Annotated in this window: 11 protein-coding genes; 8 read left to right on the forward strand and 3 right to left on the reverse strand. The window is 63.4% G+C overall.

Going from position 1 to position 14,004, the window contains the following annotated elements; all coding sequences use genetic code 11:
* Window positions 1–70: 70 nt before the first annotated feature.
* Complete coding sequence (locus ABUH87_RS07905; RefSeq protein ID WP_367772255.1) at window positions 71–1,828, forward strand: cation:proton antiporter domain-containing protein; 1,758 nt, start codon at window positions 71–73, stop codon at window positions 1,826–1,828.
* Between the two features lie 112 nt (window positions 1,829–1,940).
* On the forward strand, window positions 1,941–3,056 hold the full coding sequence (gene ald / locus ABUH87_RS07910) for an alanine dehydrogenase (protein WP_367772257.1): 1,116 nt from the start codon (window positions 1,941–1,943) through the stop codon (window positions 3,054–3,056).
* Window positions 3,057–3,069: 13 nt separating this feature from the next.
* Here the strand turns inward: ald and ABUH87_RS07915 are convergent, their stop codons facing one another.
* Window positions 3,070–3,414 carry an acyl-CoA thioesterase gene (locus ABUH87_RS07915; RefSeq protein ID WP_367772259.1) on the reverse strand — a complete coding sequence of 115 codons (345 nt, stop codon included), beginning with the start codon at window positions 3,412–3,414 and terminating at the stop codon, window positions 3,070–3,072.
* Between the two features lie 47 nt (window positions 3,415–3,461).
* Window positions 3,462–5,540 (reverse strand): S9 family peptidase, encoded by a 2,079-nt coding sequence (locus tag ABUH87_RS07920; protein ID WP_367772261.1) that lies wholly within the window; start codon window positions 5,538–5,540, stop codon window positions 3,462–3,464.
* A gap of 42 nt (window positions 5,541–5,582) precedes the next feature.
* Here ABUH87_RS07920 and ABUH87_RS07925 point away from each other — a divergent pair, with 42 nt between their 5' ends.
* From ABUH87_RS07925 to ABUH87_RS07950, 6 genes are all read left to right on the forward strand, one after another.
* Entirely contained in the window at window positions 5,583–7,406 is a 1,824-nt protein-coding gene (locus ABUH87_RS07925) for an aminopeptidase P family protein (protein WP_367772263.1), read from the forward strand.
* 21 nt (window positions 7,407–7,427) lie between these two features.
* A complete protein-coding gene (locus ABUH87_RS07930) occupies window positions 7,428–7,808 on the forward strand; it encodes a VOC family protein (protein ID WP_367772265.1) in 381 nt (126 codons plus the stop codon).
* Window positions 7,780–8,199, forward strand: a complete 420-nt coding sequence (locus ABUH87_RS07935) for a cupin (RefSeq protein WP_367772267.1) — start codon at window positions 7,780–7,782, stop codon at window positions 8,197–8,199. Before ABUH87_RS07930 ends, ABUH87_RS07935 begins: the two co-directional genes overlap by 29 nt.
* A gap of 179 nt (window positions 8,200–8,378) precedes the next feature.
* A complete protein-coding gene (locus ABUH87_RS07940) occupies window positions 8,379–9,008 on the forward strand; it encodes an EF-hand domain-containing protein (RefSeq protein ID WP_367772269.1) in 630 nt (209 codons plus the stop codon).
* 26 nt (window positions 9,009–9,034) lie between these two features.
* Complete coding sequence (locus ABUH87_RS07945) at window positions 9,035–9,769, forward strand: response regulator (RefSeq protein ID WP_367772271.1); 735 nt, start codon at window positions 9,035–9,037, stop codon at window positions 9,767–9,769.
* Window positions 9,769–11,187, forward strand: a complete 1,419-nt coding sequence (locus ABUH87_RS07950) for a sensor histidine kinase (RefSeq protein ID WP_367772273.1) — start codon at window positions 9,769–9,771, stop codon at window positions 11,185–11,187. Before ABUH87_RS07945 ends, ABUH87_RS07950 begins: the two co-directional genes overlap by 1 nt.
* Here the strand turns inward: ABUH87_RS07950 and ABUH87_RS07955 are convergent.
* Entirely contained in the window at window positions 11,180–13,870 is a 2,691-nt protein-coding gene (locus ABUH87_RS07955) for a M1 family metallopeptidase (protein WP_367772275.1), read from the reverse strand. The genes ABUH87_RS07950 and ABUH87_RS07955 overlap by 8 nt on opposite strands.
* Window positions 13,871–14,004 lie beyond the last annotated feature (134 nt).

The raw sequence follows: 14,004 nt of genomic DNA on the forward strand, positions 1-14,004 counted from the left end.
CGTTGGCAATCTCGGGACGGCAGGAGAGTAATATGAAGCCTGTATCTCTCCCTCGCCCGCTACTCCGCTGATGGAAGAGCACGCCCAGAGCTTCCTCCTGCGGGACGGGTTCTTCCTGCTCGGTACCGCTCTGATCTTCGTTCTGGTGTTTCGCCGGCTCGGCCTTGGAGCCACGCTGGGTTACCTGATGGCGGGCGCCATTCTGGGCCCCTATGCTCTCAATCTCGTAGGCGATGCGCAGGCCAAGATCGGGATTGCCGAACTCGGCATCACCTTGCTGCTGTTCATCGTCGGTCTGGAGCTGGCCCCGCGTCGGCTATGGCGGATGCGACACGAGATTTTCGGACTGGGCCTGCTGCAAGTCGCCACCTGCGGGCTGGCGATCTCTGGCGTGATCTACACTTTCACGGGCTTCACACTGACAGCCTCGCTCGCACTTGGCCTGCCGCTGGGCCTCTCATCGACGGCTCAGGTTCTGCCCATGCTCCAGAGCGCGGGCCGGCTTCACACGCCGTTCGGGGAGCGGGCCTTTGCAATCCTGCTGTTTCAGGACCTCTCCATCATCCCCCTCATCACGATCATCGCCGCGATGAGCCGCAACCCTGCCGCCGCCGATGGGCCACCTGGCTGGCTGCTGGTGGTCTACACACTCGGCGCTATCGTGGGGTTGATCGCCGCCGGTCGCTTTGTCATCCGGCCATTGTTCCGGCTGATCGGCAATCTGGGCGAGCGGGAGATGTTCGTCTTCGCGGCCCTTTTCACGGTCATCGCTTCTGCTGCCGCGATGGAATGGCTCGGGCTGTCCACTGCGCTGGGCGCCTTCGTCGCAGGCGTGATGCTTGCGGACACCCCTTACCGGCATGAGCTAGAGGCGGACGTGGAGCCCTTCCGCACGATCCTGCTCGGCCTGTTTTTCATGTCGGTCGGCATGCTGCTCGACCTCAATGCCATCGCTCAGCGCCCGGTGTTCGTCCTGTCGCTGGCGTTGGCTCTGATCGCCACGAAAACACTCGTGATCTTCCTGATCGCAAAGGCCTTCCGCATGGAATGGCGCGGTGCCCTGGCCCTGGGCCTTCTGCTGAGCCAAGGTGGCGAGTTCGGGTTCGTTCTGTTCGCGCAGGCGCAGGGGGCATTGCTCATCTCGCCCGAGGCCGCGAGCGTGTTTGCAGCCATCATCACTCTGTCGATGATATCGACGCCGTTCCTGATGAACGCAACGCGTCGCATACGCGAGGTTCCAGTTCGAGCAACGGAGTCGAGAGACGGCCCCACACCGGAGGGGTCGAGTGCACTGATCGTGGGCTATGGCCGCTTCGGCCAGACAGTCGCGCAGATGCTGCTCGCTGCCGACGTTCCCGTGACGCTGATAGACCGCGACGTTGAGATGATCGACGTTGCTCGAGACTTTGGCGCGAAGGTCTATTTTGGCGACGGCACCCGTATCGACCTCCTGCGACAGGCTGGGGGAGCAGAAGCACAGTTGATCGCCTTCTGCATCGATGGCGAGCAAGTCACCGAGGGTTTGTTGGAGGCGGTGCACCACGCGTTTCCACAAGCGGAAATCAGCGTGAGGGCATTCGATCGGCGCACAATGTTGCGCCTCAAGGATGCGCCGGCCCGCTTCGTCGTGCGCGAAGTCCTGGAGTCCGCCGTACGCATGGCACGCCTGTCACTGGAGGCGCTGGGAAATTCGAGGGAAAGCATCGACCTTGCAGAGGCGGCGTACCGCGCGCGGGACAAGGAGCGGCTGAGGGCGCAGTTCGCTGCTGACGACGTGACGGCGGCCCGGGACCATATCTTTACTACGCCCGCGTCGCCAACTGGCTGAAGTCCGTGAACGGGGAGCAGGATAGCGCGCACATAATCTTACAATCTCGCGAAACATTGTTATTTTCCCGCCATTAAGATGCGGGACTACTGCCCCGCAACGGAGACAAAGTATGCGCGTTGGAACGGTTCGCGAGATCAAGAACCACGAGTACCGCGTCGGCCTGACTCCCGAGAGTGTCTGCGAACTGGTTTCACACGGGCATGAAGTCTGGGTCGAAACAGGTGCAGGCCTCGGCATCGGCGCTGCCGACAGCGACTATGAAGCACAGGGGGCCCTCATCAAGGGAAGCCCGCAAACAATCTTTGCCGAATGCGAGATGATCGTGAAGGTAAAAGAGCCACAGGCCGGGGAGCGAGCCATGCTCCGCGAGGGTCAGGTGCTCTACACTTACCTTCACCTGGCACCCGATCCGGAGCAGACGGCGGATCTGGTGAAATCGGGCGTAACTGCCATCGCCTATGAGACCGTCACGGGCCCTGGTGGGTCGCTGCCGCTCCTGAAGCCGATGAGCCAGGTTGCAGGGCGCATGTCGATCCAAGCCGGCGCGACCGCGCTTGAGAAAGCGCATGGCGGGCGCGGCGTGCTGCTGGGCGGCGTGCCCGGAGTCATGCCGGGCAAGGTCGCGGTGATCGGCGGTGGCGTCGTCGGCTTCAACGCAGCGCAGATGGCCGTCGGGCTTGGTGCTGACGTGACGATCCTCGACCGCAATCCCGAAGTGCTGGAGCGGCTCGGCATTCACTTCGAAAGCCGAGCCAAGACTCGCTTCTCAAGCAAGGCCAATCTAGCGGAAAGCGTCGCCGAGGCAGACCTCGTGATCGGCGCTGTGCTGATCCCGGGGGCCGCCGCCCCCAAGCTTGTCAGCCGTGCGATGCTGGGCTCGATGAAGGCGGGCGCGGTGCTGGTGGACGTGGCCATCGACCAAGGCGGCTGCTTCGAAACCAGCAAGCCGACCACGCACGCTGACCCGACCTTTGTCGTGGATGGCATCGTTCACTACTGCGTGGCCAACATGCCTGGCGCCGTCGCACGCACCAGCACTTACGCGCTCAACAACGTAACCCTGCCCCATGCCCTCGCCATTGCGGACAAAGGCTGGAAGCAGGCTTTACGCGACGAACCGCACCTTGCCGAGGGGCTGAACGTGCACGCAGGCAAGGTAACATACCAGGCCGTGGCCGAGGATCTGGGCTACCACTACGTACCGGTGGGTGACGTTCTCGACTGATCGGCCGCCGCCATCACGGTGTCATGAAGGGTGCCGCCACGTCAGGCGGCACCCGCATGATCCGACCGGATTCGACATCCAGCATCGCCCACTGGGTCCGGGCAGCAACCAGGATCTTCCCGGCTGCGCTGCGGAATTCGTAGCGCCGTTCGAAGCGCGCCCCTTCGGGCGGCGCCTCAATCCACGTCGTCGCCTGCGCGACCTCACCCTCGCGGATATTGCCGCGATAGTCGATCTCGTGCCGTACCACGAGCCAGGCGTAGCGCTCCTGGTGCTCCGGTGGAGCTACAGCCTCCCAGTGAGCCGTGGCCAGCGCCTCCATCCATTGGACCCAGACCGCGTTGTTTACGTGGCCCATCCGGTCGATATGCGCAGGCTCGGCTGTGAAGCTGAGCGTGAACCTGTTCAGCTCTCCACTCCCAACTGCCAGAGGATGAAGGCGAACTCCTCTGCCGTTTCCTGCAGGCTCTCGAACCGGCCCGACTTGCCGCCGTGCCCTGCCCCCATGTTGGTCTTGAGAAGGAGTTCGTTATCGTCCGTCTTGAGTTCGCGCAGCTTTGCCACCCACTTCGCGGGCTCCCAGTAAGTCACCCTTGGGTCATTTAGACCCGCGGTGACCATGATCGGGGGATAGGCTTGTTCCCGCACCTGATCGTAAGGGCTGTAGCTGCGGATGAACTCGAAGGCCGCCCTATCCTCGATCGGATTGCCCCATTCCGGCCATTCACCGGGAGTGAGCGGTAGCGAGGCATCGAGCATTGTGTTGAGCACATCGACAAAGGGCACGTGCGCGACCACCGCTCCGAAAAGCTCCGGGTCCGAATTGATCACCGCGCCCATCAGTTCGCCGCCCGCAGAGCCACCCGAGATGCTGATTTTGCCTTCCTCGGTATAACTACGCGCAATCAGGCCCTTCGCAGCGTCGACGAAGTCGTTGAAGGTGTTGGTGCGCTTCTCCAGCTTGCCCGCCTTGTACCAGGCGCGGCCGAGGTCGTCTCCGCCACGGATATGCGCGATAGCATAGGCGAAACCGCGATCGACCAGGCTCAACCGGGCGGTGGAGAAGCCCGGATCGATCGCGATGCCGTATGCGCCATAGCCGTAAAGGTGCAGCGGCCCAGCAGGCGCGCGATCCTTGCGCATGACCACGCTCACCGGGATGGCAGTGCCATCGCGCGCGGGGATTTCCAGCCGCTCCGTCACATAGAGGGATGCGTCGTATCCTGACGGTATCTCCTGCACTTTCAGCGTTGTAAGCCGCTTTGCCGCCACTTCGTAGTCGTAGACAGTGGCGGGGCTAACCATCGACTCGTAAGAGAGCCGCAGTGTGTGCATGTCCCACTCGGGATTGTCGCCGAGACCCGCGCTGTAGCTCGCCTCCGGGAACACGATCGGCTCGATGCGCGAGGGCGCGTCGTAGTAGCGCACCTCGATGGTATCGAGGCCGGCACGCCGCCCCTCGACCACGTAGAAGTCGCGGAACAACTCAAAGCCGGTAAGATAAAACGCGTCCGAACCCTCGATCAGGGTCGTCCATTCGCCCGGTCGGTCGAGCGGAGCGGTGGCGAGGCGGAAGTTCTCGTGCGTATCGTTGGCATGAATGTAGAGAACGCCTTCGCGCTCATCGACGTCGTACTCCACGCCCTTCTGGCGTTCGCGAACGAGGATCTGCTCACCCAGGGGATCGTCGGCGCGGACGATCCGCACTTCGCTGGTCTCGTGATCGCTCGCGCCGATGATCAGCCATTGCTCGTTGGCTGAAAGAGAAGAACCGACACGAAAACCTTCGTCGTCCTCGTGGTATAGTTCCACGTCTTCGCTCGTGGGGGTTCCGAGCCTGTGCAAGCGCGCATTGTCGGTACGCCACTGCTCGTTGGCAAGCGAGTAGACGAGCGCGGTGTCGTTCGCCACCCAGACGAGGCTGGATAGAGTGCCGGGTATCTCGTCGGCGAGCAGCTCGCCGGTCGCAAGATCCTTGATACGCGCAGTAAACCGCTCCGAACCGTTGTCATCGATCGAATATGCCAGCAGCTTGCCGTTCTTGCTGACAGAGATCGCACCAAGCCTGAAGTACTCCTTGCCCTCAGCGAGAGCGACTTCATCAAGGATCAGCTCGTCGGGTCCGCCCTCGACCGGGCGACGCCACCACTTCTTGTACTCGGCGCCTTCCTCGAACTCGATCCAATAGTACCAGTCGCCATCCTTTTGCGGTACGGACTTGTCGGCTTCCTTGATGCGAGCGCGCATCTCCTTGAACAGTTTGTCGATCAAGGGCTTGCGGTCAGCCATGCGCGATTCGAACCACCCATTCTCCGCCTCAAGGTGCTGCAGGATGGCTTTGTCGCTGACCTCTGGGTAGCCCTGGTCGCGAAGCCACGCGTAATCATCGGACACATCGATGCCATGATGGGAGGAAACGTGCGGTTTTTTCGCCGCCTGCGGTGGACCGGAAAGGGTGTGGGTGGAAGTTGCCATGCCCCGCATCTATGATCGGCGGATGACCCCCGCAACCCGGACATGCTTTCCATGCTGATGAACACCCATGAAGCGCGGCTAGATGCCCTCCGCAAGGAGCTGGCTCGCCAGAACCTCGATGGCTTCGTCGTGCCGATCTCTGACGAGCATATGAGCGAGTACGTGGGGGGGTATGCGCAACGGCTCGCATGGCTGACGGGCTTCGGAGGCTCCGCCGGTACTGCCGTCGTGCTGGCCGATGCCTCCGTTGACCCCGGCGCGGCGATCTTTGTCGATGGGCGGTACACCTTGCAGGTCCGCGATCAGGTGGACGGCCGCCTCTACGCCTATGAAAGCGTGCCGGAAACGAGCGTTGCAAAGTGGCTCGCCGCATATGCCCCCAAGGGCGCGCGGATCGGCTATGACGCCTGGCTGCACAGCAAGGGCTGGGTGGCAGCGGTGCGCAACGCGCTGGAGCCGAAAGGCGGTACGCTGGTACCAGTGGAGCGCAACCCGATCGACGCGATCTGGGAGGATCGCCCCGAGCCCTCCTCCGCCGCTGCGCTGGTACACGGTGAAGAGCTTGCCGGCGAATCCAGCCAGGCCAAGCGTGAAGCGCTCTCCGCATGGCTGGCCGAAGAGCAGCTGGACGTTGCTGTCATCACCGCCCTCGACTCGATTGCGTGGCTACTCAACATTCGTGGCGAGGACGTGGAGCGCACGCCGGTCGCCCTGTCGTACGTCCTTGCCCATGCGGACGGCACGGCCGATCTTTTCATCGCCGAAGAGAAAGTGACGGCTGAGTTACGCCGTCACCTCGGCAATGCCGTGCGGATCATGGCTCGCGATGCTTTTGTGCCATCCTTGCAAAGCCTCGCGGGCAAGCGGATCGCCGTCGATCCGGAACGTGCGGTGGAGGCGATCTTCGCCACTCTGCAGAATGCCGGCGCCGCCATCGTCGAAGCGCGCGACCCCACGGTGCTGCCGAAGGCCGTAAAGAATCCGGTCGAGCAGCAGGGTCACCGCGCCGCACAGGTGCGCGACGGAGCGGCGATGTCGCGCTTCCTCCACTGGCTTGAGCAGGAAGGCCCCAAGGGTGAAGTAACTGAAATCTCTGCCGCCGAGGCCCTGCACACATTCCGCAAGCAAGGCGGCGATCTGCGCGATCTTTCCTTCGACACGATCTCCGGCGCGGGACCAAACGGGGCTATCGTCCACTACCGCGTAAGCGAGGAGACCAACCGAACGCTGGAGCCCGGCAGTGTGTACCTCGTTGACTCGGGAGGTCAGTATCCTGACGGAACCACCGACATCACCCGGACCGTCTGGATCGGTCCTGGCGAGCCCCCCGCCGAAGTGAAGGATCGCTTCACCCGCGTACTCAAGGGCCATATCGCTCTTGCTCGGGCGGTTTTCCCGCGCGGCACCGCGGGCCACCAACTCGACATCCTCGCGCGCCAGTTCCTTTGGCAGGCGGGGCTGGATTATGCCCACGGGACCGGTCACGGTGTCGGCAGTTTCCTCTCCGTGCACGAAGGACCACAGCGCATCGCCAAATCTGCGGGCGGGCAGGCTGGAACCGATCAGGATCTGCTGCCCGGCATGTTCCTGTCCAACGAGCCAGGATACTACAAGACCGGCGAGTACGGCATCCGGATCGAGAACCTGGTCCTCGTGGAGCCACGCGAGATTCCCGGCGCAGAAGACGAGTACTTTGGTTTCGAGACACTCACCCTGGCTCCCATCGAGTCTCGGCTCGTCGACGTCGGATTGCTTACGGCTGACGAGATTGCCTGGTGGAACGCGTACCACGCCCGTGTTGCGCAGGTGATTGGGCCGCAGCTCGAGGGGTCAGACAAAGCGTGGCTTGAAGAGCGATGCCGCGCTATCGGTTAAACAACAAAAAGGGGGACCAAGATGCCTGTAGCTCATGTGACATTCGGAAGCGCCGATCTGGAGCGGGGCGCGCGTTTTTACGATGCAGTGATGGCTGAGTTTGGCGGTTCACGAATGATGGAATCCGATCGCGCCGTCGGCTGGAGCTTCCCCGAGGGGGGAACCAGTATCGGCATCTGCACGCCGTTCGACGGCGCTCCCGCGAACGTCGGCAACGGCAGCATGTTCGCCCTCATGGCATCGGGTGAGGACCAGGTACGCCGCGTTCATGGCGCCGCGCTGGCCAATGGCGGCAGCTGCGAAGGGGAGCCGGGCCTGCGTGAGAACGGCTTCTATGCAGCGTACTTCCGCGATCCCGACGGCAACAAGCTCAATGCCTTCTGCATACCCGCGGCAGGATGATCTTGTGGATGCAAACGATCTGAGCACTCATCCCGTCCACCTCGGCTCCGGCGGAAAAGCGGTTCCGCAGCCGCCCTTCACCGGCGCCGAGTGGTACGAGAGTTATGCCGCGCGCGTGACTGCTGATGGGCCAGATGGGCGTCTTGTCTCGGTTTACGACTTCTCCGAAGACTGGGAGATGCACCCCGCCGGCGACGAACTGGTCGTCTGCCTGGAGGGAGAGATCACGCTCATTCAGGAGCGGCTCGACGGCAGCTTCCACGCGGAAACCCTGCGCCCCTACCAGTATGCAGTGAACGCCGCAGGGGTCTGGCACACAGCCAATGTAAGCGGTTCGGCAAGAGCTCTGTTCATTACCTCTGGTCTGGGAACGGAACATCGCAGCCGTTGAGGTTGCGGCCGTATGAACCAGACAGGCGGCCTGTTACAATCGACGACACTTTCCCGCTCTGGCGGCATAACTGCGCGACAATGCGGGGCTATAAGCGTTTCCAGAAGGTCGCGAGGCTGCGGGCCATCCCGCCTCGCACGACTTTCCCCTGACTGCGGGGAGTTGGATTGGAGTTACGAATGATGAAGAAAACAGCTATCGGCCTTTCGGTCGCCGCTTTGGCGATCGCCGGAACAGCTTACGCTGCGCCTGGCGACATGCGTGCAAAGATGGATACCGACGGCAACGGCACGATCACCCGCACTGAAGCACAGGCGGCCACCACTGCCATGTTCGCGAAGCTCGACGTCAACAAGGATGGCAAGCTTGACCGGGCAGACTGGTCTCAGCGTCGCCAGCAGATGAAGGCCGAACGCTTCGACCAGTTGGATGCCAACAACGATGGCCAGCTGTCCCGTCAGGAGTTCACGGCGGGTAGCGATAGAGCCAGGCGCGACGGCAAAGGCTCTGCGACTGCGGGACGAGCCGACAAGGGACAGCACGCGAAGGCCGGTCCGAGGGATGGTCACGGCGGCGGCATGCATCATCGCGGCATGATGGGCATGGGCAGAATGGCCGATGCGAACAACGATGGTGCGGTCTCTCAAGCTGAGTTCACCGCAGCCGCAATGAAGCATTTCGAAGCGGCAGACGCCAACAACGACGGTCAGGTGACGGCGCAGGAGCATCAGGCCATGCGTGAGCAGATGAAGGCCAAGTGGCAGCAGATGCGCGCGCAGAAAGCCCAGACGCAGACCACGCCTAACTGACCGGGCGACGCGGAGACGTGACAGCGATGAACGAAACCGCGTCACCAAAGGTGCTCCTCGTCGACGACGAGGCAGCACTGCGTGAGCCCCTGGCCGAGTATCTCACTCGCCAGGGGTTCCTCGTGACGGCCGCTGCAAGTGCGGCAGAAGCGCGCAGCCGCTTGCGGGAAGACAAGCCGCAACTCGTCCTGCTCGACATCATGATGCCTGGCGAGGATGGATTGTCCCTGTGCCGCCATCTGGTCGAAAGCCGCGACCTGCCCGTCATCCTGCTCACCGCGAAGGGTGAGGCGACCGACCGCATCGTCGGGCTGGAGATCGGCGCGGACGACTATGTCGTCAAACCGTTCGAGCCACGAGAACTCGTGGCCCGGATCCGCAGCGTACTGCGCCGCACCAGCCGCGCCGCCATTCCCGCAGCGGAGAACGAGGTCTTCGAATTCGATGGCTGGCGGCTCGACCCGCTCAAGCGCCGCCTTAGTGATCCCGAGGGCGCCGTGGTGGCGATCTCGTCAGCGGAGTTCCGGCTGCTCCTTGCCTTCCTTGAACACCCCCGTCAGGTGCTTGACCGCGACCGTCTGCTCGACATGGTTCAAGGTCGGGAGGCGCACCTGTTCGACCGGGCTGTCGACAATCAGGTCAGCCGGCTCAGGCGGAAGATCGAGGTAGACAGCCGCAATCCGCAGATGATCCAGACGGTGTGGGGCGGCGGTTACATGCTCGCTGCAGACGTGAAGCGCGTTACACTGGAAGCGGACTGATGTCGCTGCGCCCTGGCAGCCTTATGGGCCAGATGCTGCTCGCGGTCGCGGCCGCCCTCCTGCTGGTGCAGGGCTTGGGCGCGGCCCTGATCTATCGTGCGCAGCACGAGCGGTTCGAAGCAGAGACCATGAACGCCGTGGCATTCCGCCTCATCGCGCAGGCGCGGGGCAACGAACGGCTCCCGCGTCACTTGCGCGTGGAGCCGCGTGGACTCTTTACGGATCGTCTCTATCGATTCGCTGTCCAGATTGTCCGCGAGGCACCCCCGCGCGACGGAAAGCGAAGAAACGCCAGCGCAGAGCAGAAGCTGCGCGAGATCCTCACAACGCAAGACTTCCGAGTTGCCGAAGCAGTCGTATTCCGGCGCTCCGTTGCAGCCGATCCCTACGCCCAGATGGCGATCGGCCGCAGGGCAGATCGCTTTGAAGTGGAGCCTCATGCGGTCGCGCGCGCGCTCGACGCAGATCTATACGTCGCCGCGGTCCGACCGGTAGGTGGGGCCGAATGGATGGTCGCGCGCGTAAGGGCGCCACCGTCAGCAAACGCTCTCATTCGGCCACTGCTGTTGCAGACGCTGGCGATCTACCTTGTGCTGGTTGGCGTCGTGGCGTTGATCCTGCGCCGGATCACGCGCCCCTTGGCAGCCTTGACGAAGCAGGTGGCGCACTTTGCAAGTACGCAGGACCCTTCTGGCCAGATCGCTCCGGTAGGCCCCGACGACGTGCGCCGCCTGATCGTTGCCCAAAATGCCATGGAATGGCGCATCTCATCGCTCCTCGACGAAAAGGACGTGATGCTCGGCGCGATCGGCCATGACCTGAAGACGCCGCTAGCAGCGCTCAGAGTCCGTATTGAATCGGTGGAAGACGAGAGCGAGCGCGCCCGAATGGCCGCCACGATCGAGGACATTGTCCACACGCTCGATGACATCCTCTCGCTCGCGCGGGTCGGCCGCCCTACCGATCCGGTGGAGCGCACCGAACTCGCGGCCCTCGTCTCCGCCGTCGTCGAAGAGTACGAGGACATGGGAGAGCCAGTGGAGCTCGGTTCTACGGAGCGGACTGTGATCGAGGCGCGGGCAACATGGCTGCGGCGTGCTTTGCGCAATCTTATCGGCAATGCACTGCGCTATGGTTCCGTTGCCAGAGTGTCGCTCCTTAAGGCCGAGGGACAGGCTCTGGTCCGCATCGATGATGATGGTCCAGGAATTCCCGAGGGATCGCTGCAGGCGATGACTCAAGCTTTCACGCGCGGCGACCCCTCGCGGAACACGGAAACCGGTGGCGCAGGCCTGGGGCTCGCCCTGGCGCGGGCCATCGCCGAGCAGCACGGCGGCTCGCTTCAATTGGTCAATCGCCGCACGCCGGAAGGACAGATCGAGGGCCTGACCGCCATGCTCGTGCTGCCGCTTACTTGAGCTTGGCAAATTCTTCCGTGATGGCGCTGCCCAGTTCCTTGTTGAGAACGCCGCAGTTGCGGACCTGCTCTATTGAGCGCTCCAGCTGAAGCGCCGCAGCCATACCGCGAAAGCGGGCCCGCAGATCCGATGCGATCTGGTCTGCCCACTCAACGGAACAGAATTGCCCCAGCGCGGCGGCGGTCCGCGCCGCGAAGAACGGCCCTTCGCTTCCCGCGAGCAGCCGGTCCAGATTCCCGACAATCCAGTCGTACCCAAGCTCGCGCGTGACACTTCGGGCCATGATCCCGTCGAGAATATCGAGCCTCTCTGTCTCACGCAGACGTGGATCGTCCAGATCGAGCAGCCAGCTGGCGACCGCCACCTTGCTGCTACGCGCTGCTGCCGCAAGCGCAGCGGGGCGGAGAACGGGGTCCTCTGAAGCAAGCGCCGCCTGCACAAGCTGACGCGCAGCCGCTTCGCCCCCGCCGACGATGTGCAGATCGAAGCCATGGTCGATCCAGGCTTCATCAAGAGCCGCGCGATCTCCTCCAAGGTAATCCTCCGCAGCTTCCTGAAGCTGGCGGCGAAGAGATGACCCGCGCGGCGTTCCCAACAGCACGGCCACCAGAGCACTGCGCCAGCGCCTTCGCGCAGGTGCTTCGCTCGCGTAAACGCCTGCGCGCGGATCGAAGCCGACGCGGCGCAGCATCGGTGCATAGAGCCGCTGCCGCAGGCGGACGAAGCCAGAGCGCCCGACCCTGTCAACCAGCCCCTTGCGCACCAATTTGCTGAGTGCCGCATCGGCCGCGAAGGCAGCCCGGCTATCGGCATGATGCCTCAGGCTACTGGAGAGCCGGGCAAGCTCCAGCACCGTTCCTCGTCCCGCCAGCACTGATGCGTAAAGGGAATCGGCAACTGAGAGCGCTTCTCCTGCCGTGAGATTCTGCGCCCCGGATATCAGCGCATCCCAGTGGCGGCTGGATAGCTCAAACCGATAGTAGCCCGTCCCCCAGGCATTCGGCACAAGAGGATCATCGCCGGACACCTCGAAGATAGCAGAATCACCCTCCATGATCTGGCACAGGCTCTCCCGCCCGCGCCGCATGCAGATGGGCAGAAGCCACTGCGTTGCGGGCGGCACAACCCCGAGCGGGGCGTATCGGGTCTGCGTCACGCGGTAACGGCCACCCTCACGATTGATGACGAGCAGCGGAACCCCTTGCTGCTGCACGAAGCTGCGCAGAGCCGGAACGATGCGCGGCTCTTCCGCCGCCTCCGCCAAGGCCTTGAAGAAGTCATCGCTGGTGGCGGTGCCGTGGCGGTGCGCAGCGATGAAGCGGCGCACGCCGGCGCGAAACCGCTCTTCGCCAAGATAGGCTCCGATCATGGCAATGACGTGCCCGCCCTTGCCGTATGTGATCCGGTCGAAGGCGCTGTCGATCTCTGCGGTCGTGGCGATCGGCTGCCGCACAGCCCGCCCGGCGACGAGGGAGTCCATCTCCATCGCCACAAAGCCCTCGTCCAGCATCCCCGACCAGATATCCAGGTCGGGTCGCCAAGCCTGGCCGATAACGTACCCCATGGCGTTTGCGAAGCTCTCGTTCAGCCACAGGTCGTCCCACCACGCGGGCGTGACGAGATTTCCGAACCACTGGTGCGCCATTTCGTGCGCGACCACCCGCCCGAACTCCTGCTGTTGAGCGAGGGGCGCCTTGGCATCCATGACCAGCAGGTCATCCCTGTAGAGGGCTGCTCCGGCATTCTCCATCGCACCTGGCAGCACCGGCGTGGTGACCTGATCCAGCTTGGGATAAGGGAACGGCTCGTCGAACCAATGCTCGAGCAGCCGCACGATCTGCCCCGTGTTTTCCCGCGCGTAGTCCAGCCGGCGTGCGTTCTGCCGGGTCGAGACAATGCGCAACGGCAGCGGTTCAGTCCGCCGCGGGGTGGGCGCCACCGAGCCGTCAAGGACGGCGAAAGGCCCCACCATCATCGCCACAAGGTACGTCGGGAGCGGCGATGTCGGCGCATAGCGATGCACGTCGAAGCCTGCCTCGCGGATGGTCGAGACTTCGGGAGCGTTTGCAATCGCCTTGAGATCAGGCGGCGTCCGCAGTGTTACTTCGAAGGGCGTCTTGAACCCGGGTTCATCGAAGCTGGGGAAAGCCGCTCGCGCGTCGGTTGACTGGAACTGGGTCCAGCTATGCCACGCACCATCCACCTGTACGCGGAACATGCCCGCCGCACCCGCGGAGAATGGCGCTTCATAGGCAAAGACGAGGGTGGCCGGACCCTCTGGAACCGGCTCAGCGAACGTGACCCGTGCGGCGCCTTGGACATCGAGTTGGGACCATCGCCCCTCGATGGTGTGACCGCCACTTCGTACAAAGACGCTGTCCACGTCCAGTTCGCGCCCGTGAAGGAAGATCGTTTTCGCTGCATGTGAAAGAGAGACATCGATCTCCACCGTGCCTGAAAATCGCGGCGCGGCCGGGTCGATGGTCAGGTCAAGACGGTAGGCCAGGGGAGTAACGGCATCGCCCAGTCGCCCTTTGGGGTAGCCATCCTTTTCGATCCGCTGCCCGATTACTTCGATCGGGACAGGCTCGACCTCAGACGAGCCGACAGCGTGAGCCGGGACGTGAACCACCCCGGCGAGACACATGCCGACAAGAACTGTGAAGCGGCTGAACCTTTTCACGCCTGGCGCATCAACCCGACAGCGGCAGTACGCGCAGCGCACGCGATACGAAGGTACTCTCCCGGCATGGTTTCACTCGGCCTTTCGAAACGGACGATAGAACCGGCGGGCACGCTGTGCGAGAGCCTTTTTGC

This window comes from Novosphingobium rhizovicinum, from assembly GCF_040813635.1.
GTDB lineage: Bacteria > Pseudomonadota > Alphaproteobacteria > Sphingomonadales > Sphingomonadaceae > Novosphingobium > Novosphingobium rhizovicinum.